Genomic DNA, 14,055 nt, shown 5'->3' on the forward strand with positions numbered 1-14,055 from the left:
TGCAACCCGCCCGGCCGGGCGCTCGGCGAGACCCCCACGACCAGAACCGCCGACCCCCTGGTCGACGCCTATCTGTGGATCAAGCGGCCCGGCGAGTCCGACGGCACCTGCAAGGGCGGGCCCAAGGCGGGCGACTGGTGGGCCGAGTACGCGCTCGAGCTCGCCAGGGGCAGCAAGTAGCGGGGGCGGGAAGCGACACGGGGCGCCCTCCCCGCCGTGGCGGGGAGGGCGCCCCTGCCCGGGGTGGGGCCTGCGCTACGGCACCTTCACCCACTGGGCCTTGCTCGGCGTCCCCTGGTCGTCGACCACGAAGAGCATGTACCACCCGGACTGCACCAGGTTCCGGTTCTTCGGCATCGTCACCGTGATCCTGTCACCGGAGACGGTGAAGTCCAGCGCGATCGAACGCTGGTCGACGTCCGTGACATGGGTCGAGGCGCTCGGCCGGATCAGCCGGACCTTCCGGATCGCCCCGGCGTGCTGCGAGGTGAACGTGCCGGAGGCGCCCCGGGCGATGGTCCTCGGACCGCCCGACAGGGAGGGCCGCGAGTCCCGGTAGAGGTACGGCGGGCTGTAGATCTCGATGCGCTGCTCGAACTTCCCGGGCTTGGTGTTGGCCTTGTCACCGAAGAGCGAGTCGGAGCCGAAGAACATCACCCGGCCGTCCGGCAGCAGGATCGATCCGGCGTGGTAGTTGCGGCCCACCAGCGGGTCGGCGACCCGCTTGAAGGTGTTGGTCCCCGGGTCGTAGAGCCGGGCCTGGAAGATGTTGGAGTCGCTGCGGCCCCGGTAGTCCTCCGAGCCGCCGGAGATCAGGACGGTGTCGTCGGGCAGGATCGAGGACTGCGGATAGCGGGTGCCCTTCTCCAGCGACGGACCGTCCCTGAAGCGCGGGTTCTCGGCCTTCAGGTCGATGATCCGGGTCTTCTTGCTGGACCGCCGGGACTCGCCGACCCCGCCGCCGCCGATCACCATGAACCGCTCGTCCTGCGCGGGCGGCAGCATGACCGTGCCGGAGGTCTCCATCAGATCGGGGTCGCTCAGGCCGGGCAGCTTGGTGAACTCATTGGTCTCCACGTCCCAGATGCCCGGGTCGCGGCCCTTGTCGGCCGGTCCGTAGCCCGCGTTGGAGCCCGAGTAGAACAGCTTGCCGTTCTGCAGCAGGAACAGCGCCGGATAGGTGGGGAACTGACGGATCTTCGGCGTGTACGACCACTTCCTGGTCCTGGGGTCGTAGATCTCGTTCTTGCCCGGGACCAGCTGGCCGATGTCGTCGAGACCGGAGACGCTGAGGATCCTGCCGTCGCTCAGGGTGGCGAGGGTCGGGTACCAGCGGGCCTCGTGCATCGGGTCGACCTTGATGTACTTCTCGGCGACCGGGTCGAACTCGTAGGCGTCCCGGATCCCCTGGAAGTCCTTCTTGTCCAGGGCGAGCTTCTCCGCGATGCCGTAGGTGTTGCGGGCGTCGAGGCCGGTCAGGCCCTGGATCCGGTAGTTGTCCTGGGTGCCGGTCTCGTACGCGGCGCCGCTCTTCTGCGCCTCGACGTAGACACGGCCCAGCCCCGGGGTGTTGCCGATGAACCGGCCGGCCTTGTCGAAGTTCTTCTTGGCGCGCGGCACCAGCACCGGGTCCTTGGAGACGAACGTCTTGCCGTTCGCCCGGCCGGTGAACTTCGTGCCCGCGGGCAGGGTGACCGGCTTGTCCGGGTTCTCGTTGTGGACGATCATCAGGCCGCCGGCCTTGGTGACGTCGCCCTTGAGCTTCTCGTACCGCTTGGTGCCGCCGGCGATCAGGATCTTGCCGTCGGCGAGCTGGGTGTGCCCCGTGCAGAACAGGTCCTCGGGCGTGGGCACCTTCTTGACGGTGCCCTTGACCGGATCCCAGATGCGGGAGTCGAACCGCCGGGCGTCGAAGTTCTTCTTGTTGTTGCCCGAGCCGGCGATCAGCAGCACCTTGCCGGTGTGCAGCAGCACGGCGTGGATGGTGTTCTGCCGGTACTCCTTCGGGAACTCGATGATCTGCCAGTGGCCGTTCTCGGCCTTGTACTCGGGTCTGTTGATCTTGTAGTGGTGATAGCGCTCCGTGCCGAAGCGGTAGAGCCACGGTCCGTTCATCGCGGCCAGAGCGACTGCCACCACCGCGCCGATCCCGAGCCGTCGGGCGCGGCGGAGGCCGGCCTGGTCCCTCATTCCTTGTGTCCCCCCAGTCCACCGAGGGCGATCTGCAGGGTGTGCTCGCCCGTCGTGCCGTTCGCCGTGCCGGCCGGTGCCGCGTCCGCCGTGCCGTGCGCGGTGCCGGCCGTCGTCTCAGCCGTCGTGGCGGTGGCCGTCGTGCCGGCCGTTCCGTCCGCCGTGCGGGATGCGGTGCCGTCCGCCATGGCCCATGCGGGACGCCGTGACGCGGGAGCCGCCGCCGTCCGGGCCGGCGCCGCCGGAGCAGAGGTGCGGGCCGAGGGCGCGGCGGCCGGGGCCGTCCTCCGCGGCCGCGGTGCGGCGGCCGGGCGTGTGCCCGCCTTCCGCTCCTGCCGCAGCGTCCACCGCCAGGCGAAGATCGGCGCGGCTGTGATCAGCAGGGCGAGCGCGGCCCAGGTGATCATCGCCGGGTGGGAGTGCCCGAGGACGAACCCGGCGACGAGCGAGCCGCCGAAGACCGCGATGAAGAACCAGTGGACGCGGAACGTGCCGAACAGGGTGTCGGGGCTCGCCGACTCGCCCTTCGGGGTCACCACGAACCTGCTCCTGCGACGCAGTACGGCGTCCATCAGGGAGCGGGCGTAGATCGGTGCCGACAGCGCCGACATCACCATGCCGGCCACTCCGCCCGAGCCCTCCGGCTCGTGCGGGGAGACGTTGTGCCGGCGGTTCCAGACGTACAGGCCGATCTGGAGCGCGGAGGCGTTGCCGTAGAGCATCAGCCAGACGGTCGGGTCGATGTTCACCCCCGAGGCGCCCAGTCCCAGGAACAGGGCGCAGCTCAGCGCCGCCAGGATCCAGTTGAGGGCGGACATCGGATAGAAGATGATCATCATGGTGTAGTTGAAGAGCCGGCCCGGCGGCAGCGAGTACCAGCCCTTCCAGTACTGCTTGAGGATCGTCTCGTAGGTCCCCCGCGACCAGCGCAGCTGCTGGGTGAAGAAGTCCGTCCAGGCGCTGGGACCCTCGCCCACCGCGAGCACGTCCGGGGTGTAGACCGACTTCCACCTGCGGCCGGTGGCCGGGTTCCTGGCCCGGTGCATCTCGAAGCCGGTGGCCATGTCCTCGGTGATCGAGTCGTACAGGCCGCCGATCTGCTTGAGCGCCTTGACGCGTACGGCGTTGGAGGTGCCGACGAACATGGGGGCGCCGTAGCGGTTGCCGGCGCGCTGGATGAGGGCGTGGAAGAGGAACTGCTGCGACTCGGCCGCCTTGGTGACGAAGGTGTCGTAGTTGCCGTAGACCTGCGGGCCGATGACGAAGCCGACGTCCGGGTCGCGGAAGTAGCCCAGCATCCGCTCCAGATAGTTGGGCAGCGGCACATGGTCGGTGTCGACGGAGGCGAAGAAGTCGTAGTCGTCGCCGTGCGCCTGGAGCCAGGCGTTGTAGTTGCCGTGCTTGGTCCTGGCGCGGTACGGGCCCTTGGGCTGGTTCCAGCGTTCGACGCCCCTGCGGCTGAAGTGGCGGACGCCCAGGCGGGCGCAGACCGCCTTCACCTCGGGGTCGTCGCCCTCGTCGAGCAGCCAGACGTGCAGCACACCCCGGTGCCGCAGCCGGACGGCGGCCTCCAGGGTCCTGGTCACCATCTCCAGGGGCTCCTTGCCGGGCACGAAGGAGGTCAGGAAGGCGACCCTCGTGCCGGACTCGGGCACCACGGGTACGGGGTCGCGGGCGACCAGGGTGGCGTGCGCGTTGGACAGTACGTTCAGGCAGCGGAACAGCTCGATCAGGCCGATCGAGACCAGCATCACCACGTCGAGGGCCGGCAGGAAGTCGTAGGCCGGGTAGTCGCGCTCGGTCCAGTGGTCGGGCTGCAGCAGCCAGGCCAGCAGGACCAGCGACAGCAGCGGCGCGGCGGCCAGCATCAGGGCGACCCGGATGCGGTGCGGCTCCTGGGAGAGCAGCGAGCGGTACCGCACCCGGTACGGCTTGTCCGGATCGGGCCGGGTGAGGGGACCGGCCAGCCGGCTGTAGTGCTCGTAGTCGTATTTCGGCAGAGTCCTCTTGATTCTGCTCAGGGCGTCGGTGTCGCCGTCGTGGTCCGCCGGCCTGCGGAGCCGGGTCGTCTGCGAAGGGCCGGAAACCCGCCGGGCACCCTTCGACACGGACGTCATGCGTCATCCCCCCTGCGCGCACAGGTGCGCGCTGTGTCGGTTCTCTCACCCGCCTCGGGCCCCCTCGACCGTCCGCGGGCGTGTGCGTGCCGGGCCGCCGGCACCGCGTCGTCCCCCCTGTGGACACGGACACACGGCACCACGGCCGACCGGTTGCACGACCGCCCCCCGTGCATGGCCGCTTTTCCGGCGTCGACGCCAGGCCCCTCCTCCCCGTGGAGCGGGCAACCGGCCGTTCTACCCCCCCATCACCCCCAATGGCTTCAAGAACAACGAACTGCCGCCGGCCGGCAGCAGTTCGGCATACAGGGTTCTACGGTGCTCGGCATGATCGCAAGATGCGGCGAAACCCGGAAGAATGGCGTGAAAGAAACGGGAAGAGGCTGAGACGGAAGCCGGAGGAAACCGGAGCGGAAGCCGGGGGAAGCAGTAAGGGCGAGCCGGTCCGCGCTCCGCGGACGTGGCTCGCCCTTTCGTGCCGTACGCCGCCAGGGACTCGAACCCCGGACCCGCTGATTAAGAGTCAGCTGCTCTAACCAACTGAGCTAGCGGCGCCTGTCGACTCCTCCACTGTACCCGACGTCCGGGGGTGCTCCGGTCACCCCGGGGCCCGGCGCCCGAGGGGCACGGGGGCGGAAATCGGACCCGCGATTGGTATGGACATGTTCAACTAACGCCCATAGGCTGGGACTTGGTCTAGACCTGCACAGCTCACTTCCCCCACGTCTTCAGGAGCGGCAGTATGCGCGCCAGGACCAAGCTGCACGCGGCCGTCATCGGTCTGACGACCGCCGGAGCCCTCGTACTCTCCACCGGGGGCGCCAGCAGCCACGGCTACACCGATCTCCCCATCAGCCGGCAGAAGCTCTGCGCCAACGGCACCGTGCCCAACTGCGGCGACATCCAGTGGGAGCCGCAGAGCGTCGAGGGCCCCAAGGGCTTCCCGGCGTCCGGCCCGGCCGACGGACAGATCTGCTCCGGCAACAACGCCCGGTTCAGCCAGCTCGACAGCCCCAGAACCCCCTCGGGCGCGGCCTGGCCGGCCACCAAGGTCAACGGCGGACAGAGCTACACCTTCCGGTGGCAGTTCACCGCCTCGCACGCCACGACCGACTTCAAGTACTACGTGACCAAGCAGGGCTGGAACCAGAACCGCGCCCTGACCCGCGCCGACTTCAACACGACCCCGTTCCTGACGGTCCCGTACAACGGTCAGCGCCCGCCGTCCACCCTCAGCCACAGCGGCACCCTGCCGACCGGGCTGAGCGGCCGCCATGTGATTCTCGCGGTCTGGACGATCGCCGACACCAACAACGCGTTCTACGCCTGCTCGGACGTCACGTTCTGAGCACCCCGGACACCGGGCCGGCCGGCGTGGGGAGCCGCCCCGCCGGCCGGCCCGGCGCCATGTCCGGCCGGCACGCCGAAGGGCCCCTCGTGATCACGAGGGGCCCTTCACCGGTACGCCGCCAGGGACTCGAACCCCGGACCCGCTGATTAAGAGTCAGCTGCTCTAACCAACTGAGCTAGCGGCGCATGATTCCCGCCGTCCGCCTTCCGCGTCCGGCGACAGGGAAAATACTACCTGCTTTTCCGGAGTGCTTCCGACCACCCCGACGTGATGCTCCCCACCGTGGCGACCGGTCCCGGCGGCCGGTCCCGGCAGCGGCGGCCCGGGGCCCTGGAGGCGGGAGTGGTCCGGCGGACGGTCCGTGGGCCGGCCCCGGGACCGGCCCGGAGGTCGGTCCGGCCGGAACGGTCCCGGCCGGCCCCGGGGACCGCTCCTTCAGAGAACCGAGCTCAGGAACTCCCGGGTGCGCTCGTGGTCCGGATCGCCGAAGAGCTTCTCCGGCGGCCCGGACTCGATGATCCGGCCCGCGTCGAACATCAGCACCTGGTCGGAGATGTCCCGGGCGAAGCCCATCTCATGGGTCACGCACAGCAGGGTGATGTCGGTGCTGCGGGCGATGTCCCGCAGCAGGTCGAGCACGCCCGCGACCAGCTCCGGGTCCAGCGCCGAGGTCACCTCGTCCAGCAGCAGCACCCGCGGCCGCATCGCCAGCGCCCGCGCGATGGCCACCCGCTGCTGCTGTCCGCCGGAGAGCCGGGTGGGACGCATGTCGCACTTGTCGGCGAGCCCCACCAGGTCCAGCAGCTCGCGGGCACGGGCCTCCGCCTCGTCCCGGGACAGGCCGAGGACGGTCCTCGGGGCCTCGGTGACATTGCGCAGGACGGTCATGTTCGGGAACAGGTTGAACTGCTGGAAGACCATCCCGATCTTCTTGCGGACCTCCCGGCACTGCTTCTCCGGCGCCGGGAACAGCCGCCGGCCGTCGACGGTGATCGTGCCCTCGTCGGGCTTGGTGAGCGTCATCAGCAGTCTGAGGATCGTCGTCTTGCCGGAGCCGGACGGCCCGATCAGGGTGACGTGCCTGCCGGCGTCCACGGAGAGGTCGAGCCGGTCCAGGACGGTGGTGTCGCCGAACCGTTTGGTGACCTGCTCCAGACGGATCAGCTCACGGCCGGCGGAGCCGTTCGCGGCGGTCGCGGGCTTCGGGATCAAGGGGTCGGTGTCAGCGGGCAAGGCGTCGCTCCAGAGCTCGCAGAAGAAGGGAGGCGGGATAGGCGATGAGGATGAAGGCGATGCCGACGGTCACGATCGGCTCGTTCATGTGGAAGGTCCGCGAACCGAACTGGCGGGCCTGGCCGAGCATCTCCAGCACGCCGATGGTCATCAGCATCGGCGAGTCCTTCAGCATGGCGATGACGTAGTTGCCGAGCGCGGGCGTGACCCGGCGCAGCGCCTGCGGCAGCACCACCGCGGTCCAGGTCCGCGACCGCGGCAGGCCGAGCGCCGTGGCCGCCTCCCACTGGCCGGGCGGCACGCCGTCGATCCCGGCGCGGTAGACCTCCGCGGTGTACGTCGAGTAGTGCAGCCCCAGGCCGATCACGCCCGTGGCCAGCGCGGAGAGCGTCAGCCCCCACTCGGGCAGCACATAGAAGATGAAGAAGAGCTGCACCAGCAGCGGAGTGTTGCGGATGAACTCCGTGACGGCCGTGACCGGCCAGCGCACCACCCTCAGCGGCGAGCGCTGGGCCAGCGTCCAGACCAGGCCGAGGGCGAACGCGATCAGCGCGCCCAGGACCAGGGCCTGCAAGGTCACCAGCACCCCGCTGCGGAAGGCGGGCAGGAAGTCGCCCAGCGTGGACCAGTCCCAGTTCACGAGGCACCTCCGGAGGCCGAGGAGCTGCCGGCGAGGTCCCGCCGCCGGACGCGGCCGGTCCTCGCGGCCGTGCCGGGGCCCGCGGGGGCGAGCCGCCCGACGTTCGCCTTGGCCCGGCGCTCCACCTGCCGCATCCCCCGGGTGAGGAGGAAGGCGAGGACGAAGTACAGGACGAGGATCACCGTGTAGACGGGGGCGCTCTGACCGGTGGCGTTGCGCACCAGCTGGGCCGCGAAGGTGATGTCGCCCACGCCGAGCACGGACACCAGGGCGGTGCCCTTCAGCAGCTCGATCAGCAGGTTGTTGAACGGCGGAACCATCTCCGGCCAGGCCTGCGGCAGCACGATCTTGCGCAGCCGCTGGGCCGGGGTGAAGCCCAGGGCGACACCGGCCTCGCGCTGCGCCTGCGGCACCGCGGCCACCGCGCCCCGGACGACTTCCGAGCCGTAGGCGCCGTAGGTGCACCCCAGCGTCAGCACGGCCGCCCACATCGGGACGAGCTGCCAGCCCAGGGTCACCGGCACCACGAAGAACACCCAGATCATCAGCACCAGCGCCGAGGTGCCCCGGAACAGTTCGAAGTACGCGCCCGACACGAACCGGACGATCCACAGGCGGTGGGTACGGGCCAGCCCCACGACGAACGCGACCACCGCGCCGAGCGCGGCGCTGTACACGGTCAGCTGGACCGTGACCCACACACCGCGCAGCAGAAGGGCCCACAGGCCCGGTGTGATCTCACTCATGGCCGGCACTTCTCCTCGGCCGTGAGGGTCGTCATCTGCTCCTCGGTGAACCCGAAGGGACGCATGACCTCCAGCAGTTCGCCGCTGCGCTTCATCGCGTGCAGCTCCCGGTTGAAGGCGTCGCGCAGATTCCGCTCCGTCCTGCGGAACGCGAAGGCGCCGACGTCGACGACCGGTTTGCCGTTCAGGTACGGGGTGACCTCGCCGGTGGCCTCCGCCTTGGTGCTGCGGGTCTGCTTCAGCACATTGCGCACCGTGACCGCGGTGCCCGCGAAGACGTCGACCCGGCCCTGTTCGACGGCGAGGAGACCGGCCAGCTGGTCGGGCAGGGTGGTGATCTTCCTCACCCCGGCCGCCTTGGCGTAGTCGATCTCCGCGTAGCCGATCCCGGTCGCCATCCGCGCCCCGGTGCGCGCGATGTCCTCGTAGGAGTGCAGCTTCAGCGGATTGCCCCTGGCCACGATGAAGGCGTCCTTCATCTGGTACTCGGGATCCGCGAAGAGCACCTGTCCGCAGCGCTCCGGGTTGATGTACATCCCCGCGGCGACCACGTCGAACTGCAGCGAGTTCAGCCCGAGGATCAGCGAGCCGAACTCGGTGGGGAACGGTTCGACGCGCTCGACGCCGAGCCTGCGGAAGATCCGGGCGGCGACGGCCGGGGCCGACCCCGTGACCTTGCCGTCCTTGCCGATGTAGCCGTAGGGCTGCTCGCCGGCGATGCCCAGGCGCACACTGCCCCGGGCCCTCAGCTGCTCCAGCAGCCGGCCGCCGTCGCCGGTGTCGGCGGTGGCCACCCGGCTGCATCCACTGCTCGCACCGACCGCACCGGCCGCGGCCAGGGCGGCGACGCCCGTGAGCAGGGCGCGGCGGCGCGGGCCGGGTCTGTGCGTCCGGGACGAGCCCTCGTCGTGTGCCTGGAAGGAAACCATGGGCGCGCCGCTACCCGGACCTCGCAAAGGTATTCCGGTCGGTTTCGCGCTCCCCTTCATTCCTTCACAAGTGCGCCGTCCCCCGGTGCACCGTCGCCGGCGCCGTGACGGACGTCACCGGGCCCGGTCCAGGACGGGACGCGAGGGGCCGCCCCGCGCCGACGGGGTACCCGGGCCGCGGGGCCCCGCCGGCCGCTCCCACCGGCGCAGCGCAGCAGGAGGGCTGGACATGACCGCACTCGGACTTCTCTACCCGGGCCACTTCGCCGAGGACGACTACCCGCGCATCGAGCAGCTTCTGGGCAGCGACATCCGCGTGGACCTGGTCCACACCGACCCCGGTGAGGACGTCCGCCGGGTGGGCACGCTGCTCGAGACGGGCCTGCTCGAACGGCTCGTTCCGGGCACGGAGCGGCTGCGTCTGGCCGGGGCGGAGGCGGTGGTGTGGGCGTGCGACGGCGCCGGCTTCGTACGCGGCCCGCAGGGCGCGCACGAACAGGTCCGCGAGCTGGCCCTGGCCGCGGGCATGCCGGCCTCCTCCACCTCCTTCGGCTTTGTGCACGCGGCGGCCGAGATCGGCGTGCGCCGGGTGGCCGTCGCCGCGACCTACCCCGAGGACATCACCGATCTGTTCGTGGACTTCCTGCGCGCCGGAGGGATCGAGACGGTCGCCGCCCGCAGCGCCGGGGCCGGCACGGCGGCCGAGGTGGCCGGCTGGAGCGAGGCGGAGGTCCTGGCCCTGGCCCGGGAGGCGGACGCCCCCTCGGCGGAGGCGGTCCTGCTGCCCGACACCGCCCTGCACACCGCGGCCCACATCCCGGCCCTGGAGAAGGACCTGGGCAAGCCGGTCCTCACGGCGAACCAGGTGAGCGTGTGGGAGGCCCTGCGCCTTGCCGACCGCCGGGTCAACGCCCCCGCGCTGGGCGCGCTGTTCACCCGGGAGCCGATTGTGCAGGTGTGAGCCCCCGCGGTTGCGGACCCTCTCGGGGGGGCTTTCCCTGGAAGTAGCGGCGGAGCAGCGAGAACGCCCGGGCCCACGGCACGGGGCGACCGACCTCGCCTGCGTGTTGCGTTCCTGGGAACGGCCCGTCGTGACCGCCGTCCAGCGTTCGACGCGGAGGTGACCCAGGTGAAAGCCGTCGTCTATGAAAAGCCCTTCAACGTGGTGGTGAAGGACGTCGACGATCCACGGATCCAGCACCCCAACGATGTGATCGTACGGGTCACGTCGACCGCGATCTGCGGATCCGACCTGCACATGTACGAGGGCCGTACGGCCGCCAAGCCGGGGATCGTCTTCGGTCATGAGAACCTCGGCATCGTCGAGGAGGTCGGCAGCGGTGTGACCTCGCTGTCCGAGGGCGACCGGGTCGTGATGCCGTTCAATGTGGCCTGCGGGTTCTGCAAGAACTGCCTCGCCGGGAAGACCGGGTTCTGTCTGACGGTCAACCCCGGCTTCGCGGGCGGAGCCTACGGATACGTGGCCATGGGCCCGTACACCGGAGGCCAGGCGGAGCGGCTGCGCGTGCCCTATGCCGACTTCAACTGTCTGAAGCTGCCGCCGGGCGACGAGTTCGAGAACGACTTCGTGCTGCTCGCCGACATCTTCCCGACCGGCTACCACGGCTGTGAACTCGCCCAGGTGAAGCCGGGCGAGTCCGTCGCCGTCTTCGGCGCGGGACCGGTGGGCCTGATGGCCGCCTACTCGGCGCTGCTGCGCGGCGCCTCCAAGGTGTTCTCGGTCGACCGGGTGCCCGAGCGGCTCGCCAAGGCGGAGGAGATCGGGGCCATCCCGATCGACTTCACCCAGGGCGACCCGGCCGAGCAGATCAAGGAGCAGACGAACGGAGAGGGCACCGACAAGGGTGTGGACGCCGTCGGCTACCAGGCCACGTCCCACAAGGACACCAGCCACGAGGAACCCGCCGTCGTCCTGAACGCGCTCGTCGACACGGTGCGGCCCACCGGCATGCTCGGCGTGCCGGGCCTGTACGTGCCCTCCGACCCGGGCGGCCCCGACGAGCACGCCAAGCACGGCCAGCTGCTGGTCTCCATCGGCAAGATGTTCGAGAAGGGCCAGCAGATGGGCACCGGCCAGTGCAACGTCAAGCAGTACAACCGCCAGCTGCGCGATCTGATCATCGCCGGCCGCGCCAAGCCCAGCTTCGTGGTCTCCCACACCCTTCCGCTGGAGCAGGCGCCCCAGGCGTACGAGAAGTTCGACAAGCGGATCGAGGGCTACACCAAGGTGGTGCTGCGTCCGGGCCACGCGCTGGCGGCGTGACGGAACGCCCATGACCGGACACCCGTGACCGGATGCTCGTGACCGGTCGCCGAGGGGAGCCGCCGTCCGGGGCGGCTCCCCTTCGGGTGTCCGGGAGCAGGACGGCCGGGCGGGAAGGACGGCGGGCCGGGCGGGAAGACGGGCGGGACGGACGAGTGGGAGCGGGACGGACGAGTGGGAAAGGAAACACAAGCAAAAGGAACAAAGGGCAAGGGCGCCCTGTTGACGCCGGTCGGACATGTGAACGGCGAGAACAGGAGGCACCGGTGACGGGAGACGAGATCAGGGGCAAGGCCCAGGGAACCGCCCCCGTACCCCTCTCCGTACTGGACCTGGTCACCGTGGGCGCGGGCCACACCACGACCGACGCCCTCAGAACCAGCGTCGCCCTGTCGACCCTCGCGGAGTCCCGTGGCTACCACCGCTACTGGGTGGCCGAGCACCACTCCATGCCCGGTGTGGCCTCCTCCTCACCGGCGGTGATCCTCGCCCATCTCGCCGCCCACACCCACCGCATCCGCCTCGGCTCCGGCGGCGTCATGCTCCCCAACCACGCACCCCTGGTCGTCGCGGAGCAGTTCGGCACCCTGGAGGCCCTGGCCCCCGGCCGCATCGACCTCGGCCTCGGCCGCGCCCCCGGCACGGACGGTGCCACCGCCGCCGCCCTGCGCCGCACGGACCGGCTGAACGAGAGCGCCGACGACTTCCCCCAGCAGCTCGCCGAGCTGATCCACTTCCTCGACGACGACTTCCCCGAGGGCCACCCCTACCGGCGTGTCCATGCCGTCCCCGGCCCGATCCAGGGCACCTCCCCGGGCGGGGTGCAGTCCCCGCACCGCCCGCCGATCTGGCTCCTCGGCTCCTCCGGCTTCAGCGCCCGCCTCGCCGGGATGCTCGGTCTGCCCTTCGCCTTCGCCCACCACTTCTCCGCGCGGAACACCATCCCCGCCCTCGAGCTGTACCGCCAGTCCTTCCGGCCGAGCGAGGTGCTCGACGCCCCGTACACCCTGATCGGGGTCGCGGCACTCGCCGCCGACGAGGAGAAGGAGGCCCGCCGCCAGGTGCTGGCCGCCGCGCTGAGCATGATCCGGCTGCGCACCGGCCGCCCCGGTCTCGTGCCCACTCCGGAGGAGGCGGAGGCATACGAATTCAGCCCGGCGGAGAGGGAGTTCGTCGAGTCCTGGAACGCCGACGTCGTGCACGGCACCCCCGACGAGGTCCGGGCCGGCCTCGACGAGCTGCACAAGCGCACCGGCGCCGACGAGCTGATGATCACAAGCACCGCGCCCAGCGGCGACATACGTCTGCGCAGCTACGAACTCATCGCGGACGCCTACGACTTCCCCAGGAACTGAACACGGCTTTTCCAGGAACCGGATTCCCCGGGAACCGCTTCTCGGTGAACCGCCTTCCCGGGAACCGGGCAGGAACCGAGCCGGCTCAGCACCGGCTGCCCAGCAGCTCGGAGATGCGGTCCGGCGGCACCGGGCGGGAGTACAGCCACCCCTGTCCGGTGTCGCAGCCGATCCGGCGCAGCCGGCTGGCCTGGTCGCAGGTCTCCACGCACTCGGCGGTGACGGTGAGCCCCAGCCGGTGGGCGAGCTGGACCATCGCCTCCACGATGACCTCGTCCGCGGGGCTCGGCCGTCCCGCCGCGCCGTCGTGCTCCTCGCCCTGTCCTGCGGCGTTCTCCCCGGTGTTCTCCTCGTGCTGGAAGCCCCGCACGAAGGAGCCGTCCAGCTTCAGCGCGGACACCGGAAGCCGGCTGAGATAGGCGAGGTTGGAGTAGCCGGTGCCGAAGTCGTCGATGGCGATGCGCACACCCATGTCGCTCAGCGCCCGCAGGGACTGGAGCGGCCGGCCGGCCGAGCCCATCACCGCCGACTCGGTCAGCTCCAGTTGCAGCAGATGCGGTGCCAGTCCGGTCTCGGCCAGCACCCCGGCCACGTCCGCGACCAGGTCGGAGTCCCAGACCTGGCGGACCGCGACATTGACGCTGACGAAGATCGGCGGCTCGTCCGGGTGGTCCAGCTGCCAGCGGCGGGCCTGACGGCAGGCGGTGGCCAGGATCCAGCGGCCCAGCGGCACGATCGAGCCGTCCTCCTCCGCCAGCGCGATGAACCGATTCGGCGTCAGCGTGCCGAACCGCGGGTGCCGCCAGCGGACCAGGGCCTCCACCCCGCGCAGCCGTCCGTCGTCCATGCCGACCAGCGGCTGGTACTCCAGGGTGAACTCACCGCGGTCGACGGCCGTGCGCAGCGAGGAGACCAGGGCCTGGCGGGTCATGCGGTGCGCGTTGCGCTCCGGGTCGAACAGCGTCCAGCGGGCCTTGCCGTCCGCCTTCGCCCAGTACAGCGTCGTGTCGGCCGCCTGCATCAGCGCGGTGGCCGACGTCCCGGCCGCCTGCCGCTCCACCACACCGATGGACGCCGACACCGACAGCTGCCGCCCGGAGATCTCGAACGGTGCCTGCAGGGCCGTGAGCACCGACTCGGCCAGCTCCGCGAGCTGTTCGGTGCCGGTCGAGCCCTCCACGAGCAGTGCGAACTCGTCGCCGCCGAGCCG

12 protein-coding genes and 2 tRNA genes are annotated in these 14,055 nt (G+C 70.6%); 5 read left to right on the forward strand and 9 right to left on the reverse strand.

Annotation, left to right across the window (positions count from 1 at the left end; all coding sequences use genetic code 11):
• On the forward strand, positions 1–180 hold a 180-nt coding region (locus CCN35_RS10970), incomplete at its 5' end, for a glycoside hydrolase family 6 protein (RefSeq protein ID WP_211285508.1).
• A gap of 75 nt (positions 181–255) precedes the next feature.
• Here CCN35_RS10970 and glxA read toward each other — a convergent pair.
• The 3 genes from glxA to CCN35_RS10985 form a co-directional block, all read right to left on the reverse strand.
• Positions 256–2,190 carry a radical copper oxidase GlxA gene (gene glxA / locus CCN35_RS10975; protein ID WP_067388264.1) on the reverse strand — a complete coding sequence of 645 codons (1,935 nt, stop codon included), beginning with the start codon at positions 2,188–2,190 and terminating at the stop codon, positions 256–258.
• On the reverse strand, positions 2,187–4,307 hold the full coding sequence (locus CCN35_RS10980; protein ID WP_067388266.1) for a glycosyltransferase family 2 protein: 2,121 nt from the start codon (positions 4,305–4,307) through the stop codon (positions 2,187–2,189). Before CCN35_RS10980 ends, glxA begins: the two co-directional genes overlap by 4 nt.
• Positions 4,308–4,788: 481 nt before the next feature.
• Positions 4,789–4,862 (reverse strand) — tRNA-Lys (locus CCN35_RS10985).
• Positions 4,863–5,049: 187 nt separating this feature from the next.
• On the opposite strand from CCN35_RS10985, the gene CCN35_RS10990 reads away from it, so the two are divergent.
• On the forward strand, positions 5,050–5,655 hold the full coding sequence (locus CCN35_RS10990; RefSeq protein ID WP_067388268.1) for a lytic polysaccharide monooxygenase auxiliary activity family 9 protein: 606 nt from the start codon (positions 5,050–5,052) through the stop codon (positions 5,653–5,655).
• Between the two features lie 114 nt (positions 5,656–5,769).
• Here the strand turns inward: CCN35_RS10990 and CCN35_RS10995 are convergent.
• The 5 genes from CCN35_RS10995 to ehuB all read right to left on the reverse strand — a co-directional run bounded on the left by CCN35_RS10995 (position 5,770) and on the right by ehuB (position 9,206).
• Positions 5,770–5,843: transfer RNA gene (locus CCN35_RS10995), tRNA-Lys, on the reverse strand.
• A gap of 250 nt (positions 5,844–6,093) precedes the next feature.
• Positions 6,094–6,870 (reverse strand): ectoine/hydroxyectoine ABC transporter ATP-binding protein EhuA, encoded by a 777-nt coding sequence (ehuA, locus tag CCN35_RS11000; protein WP_086792436.1) that lies wholly within the window; start codon positions 6,868–6,870, stop codon positions 6,094–6,096.
• A gap of 10 nt (positions 6,871–6,880) precedes the next feature.
• Positions 6,881–7,531 carry an ectoine/hydroxyectoine ABC transporter permease subunit EhuD gene (gene ehuD / locus CCN35_RS11005; protein ID WP_067388270.1) on the reverse strand — a complete coding sequence of 217 codons (651 nt, stop codon included), beginning with the start codon at positions 7,529–7,531 and terminating at the stop codon, positions 6,881–6,883.
• A complete protein-coding gene (gene ehuC / locus CCN35_RS11010) occupies positions 7,528–8,277 on the reverse strand; it encodes an ectoine/hydroxyectoine ABC transporter permease subunit EhuC (RefSeq protein ID WP_067388445.1) in 750 nt (249 codons plus the stop codon). Before ehuC ends, ehuD begins: the two co-directional genes overlap by 4 nt.
• Positions 8,274–9,206 carry an ectoine/hydroxyectoine ABC transporter substrate-binding protein EhuB gene (gene ehuB, locus CCN35_RS11015; RefSeq protein ID WP_067388273.1) on the reverse strand — a complete coding sequence of 311 codons (933 nt, stop codon included), beginning with the start codon at positions 9,204–9,206 and terminating at the stop codon, positions 8,274–8,276. The genes ehuC and ehuB overlap by 4 nt, the downstream gene beginning before the upstream one ends.
• A 229-nt stretch (positions 9,207–9,435) precedes the next feature.
• Between ehuB and CCN35_RS11020 the strand changes: the two genes are divergently transcribed.
• From CCN35_RS11020 to CCN35_RS11030, 3 genes are all read left to right on the forward strand, one after another.
• Positions 9,436–10,167: a maleate cis-trans isomerase family protein gene (locus CCN35_RS11020; protein ID WP_086792432.1), complete on the forward strand. Its 732-nt coding sequence runs from the start codon at positions 9,436–9,438 to the stop codon at positions 10,165–10,167.
• Positions 10,168–10,335: 168 nt separating this feature from the next.
• Positions 10,336–11,490: a glutathione-independent formaldehyde dehydrogenase gene (locus CCN35_RS11025; RefSeq protein ID WP_067388447.1), complete on the forward strand. Its 1,155-nt coding sequence runs from the start codon at positions 10,336–10,338 to the stop codon at positions 11,488–11,490.
• A 266-nt stretch (positions 11,491–11,756) separates the two neighbouring features.
• A complete protein-coding gene (locus tag CCN35_RS11030) occupies positions 11,757–12,845 on the forward strand; it encodes an LLM class flavin-dependent oxidoreductase (RefSeq protein WP_086792434.1) in 1,089 nt (362 codons plus the stop codon).
• A gap of 85 nt (positions 12,846–12,930) precedes the next feature.
• Here CCN35_RS11030 and CCN35_RS11035 read toward each other — a convergent pair.
• Positions 12,931–14,055, reverse strand: a 1,125-nt coding sequence (locus tag CCN35_RS11035; RefSeq protein ID WP_245863111.1) for a putative bifunctional diguanylate cyclase/phosphodiesterase, incomplete at its 5' end; no start/stop codon positions are given.

This window comes from Streptomyces thermovulgaris (genome assembly GCF_002155915.1).
GTDB lineage: Bacteria > Actinomycetota > Actinomycetes > Streptomycetales > Streptomycetaceae > Streptomyces > Streptomyces thermovulgaris.

Bases quoted from the DNA above. Each gene is read 5' to 3' on its own strand.
- glxA (WP_067388264.1), bottom strand. From the start codon at position 2,190: ATGAGGGACCAGGCCGGCCTCCGCCGCGCCCGACGGCTCGGGATCGGC.
- CCN35_RS10980 (WP_067388266.1), bottom strand. From the start codon at position 4,307: ATGACGTCCGTGTCGAAGGGTGCCCGGCGGGTTTCCGGCCCTTCGCAG.
- CCN35_RS10990 (WP_067388268.1), top strand. From the start codon at position 5,050: ATGCGCGCCAGGACCAAGCTGCACGCGGCCGTCATCGGTCTGACGACC.
- ehuC (WP_067388445.1), bottom strand. From the start codon at position 8,277: ATGAGTGAGATCACACCGGGCCTGTGGGCCCTTCTGCTGCGCGGTGTG.
- ehuB (WP_067388273.1), bottom strand. From the start codon at position 9,206: ATGGTTTCCTTCCAGGCACACGACGAGGGCTCGTCCCGGACGCACAGA.
- CCN35_RS11020 (WP_086792432.1), top strand. From the start codon at position 9,436: ATGACCGCACTCGGACTTCTCTACCCGGGCCACTTCGCCGAGGACGAC.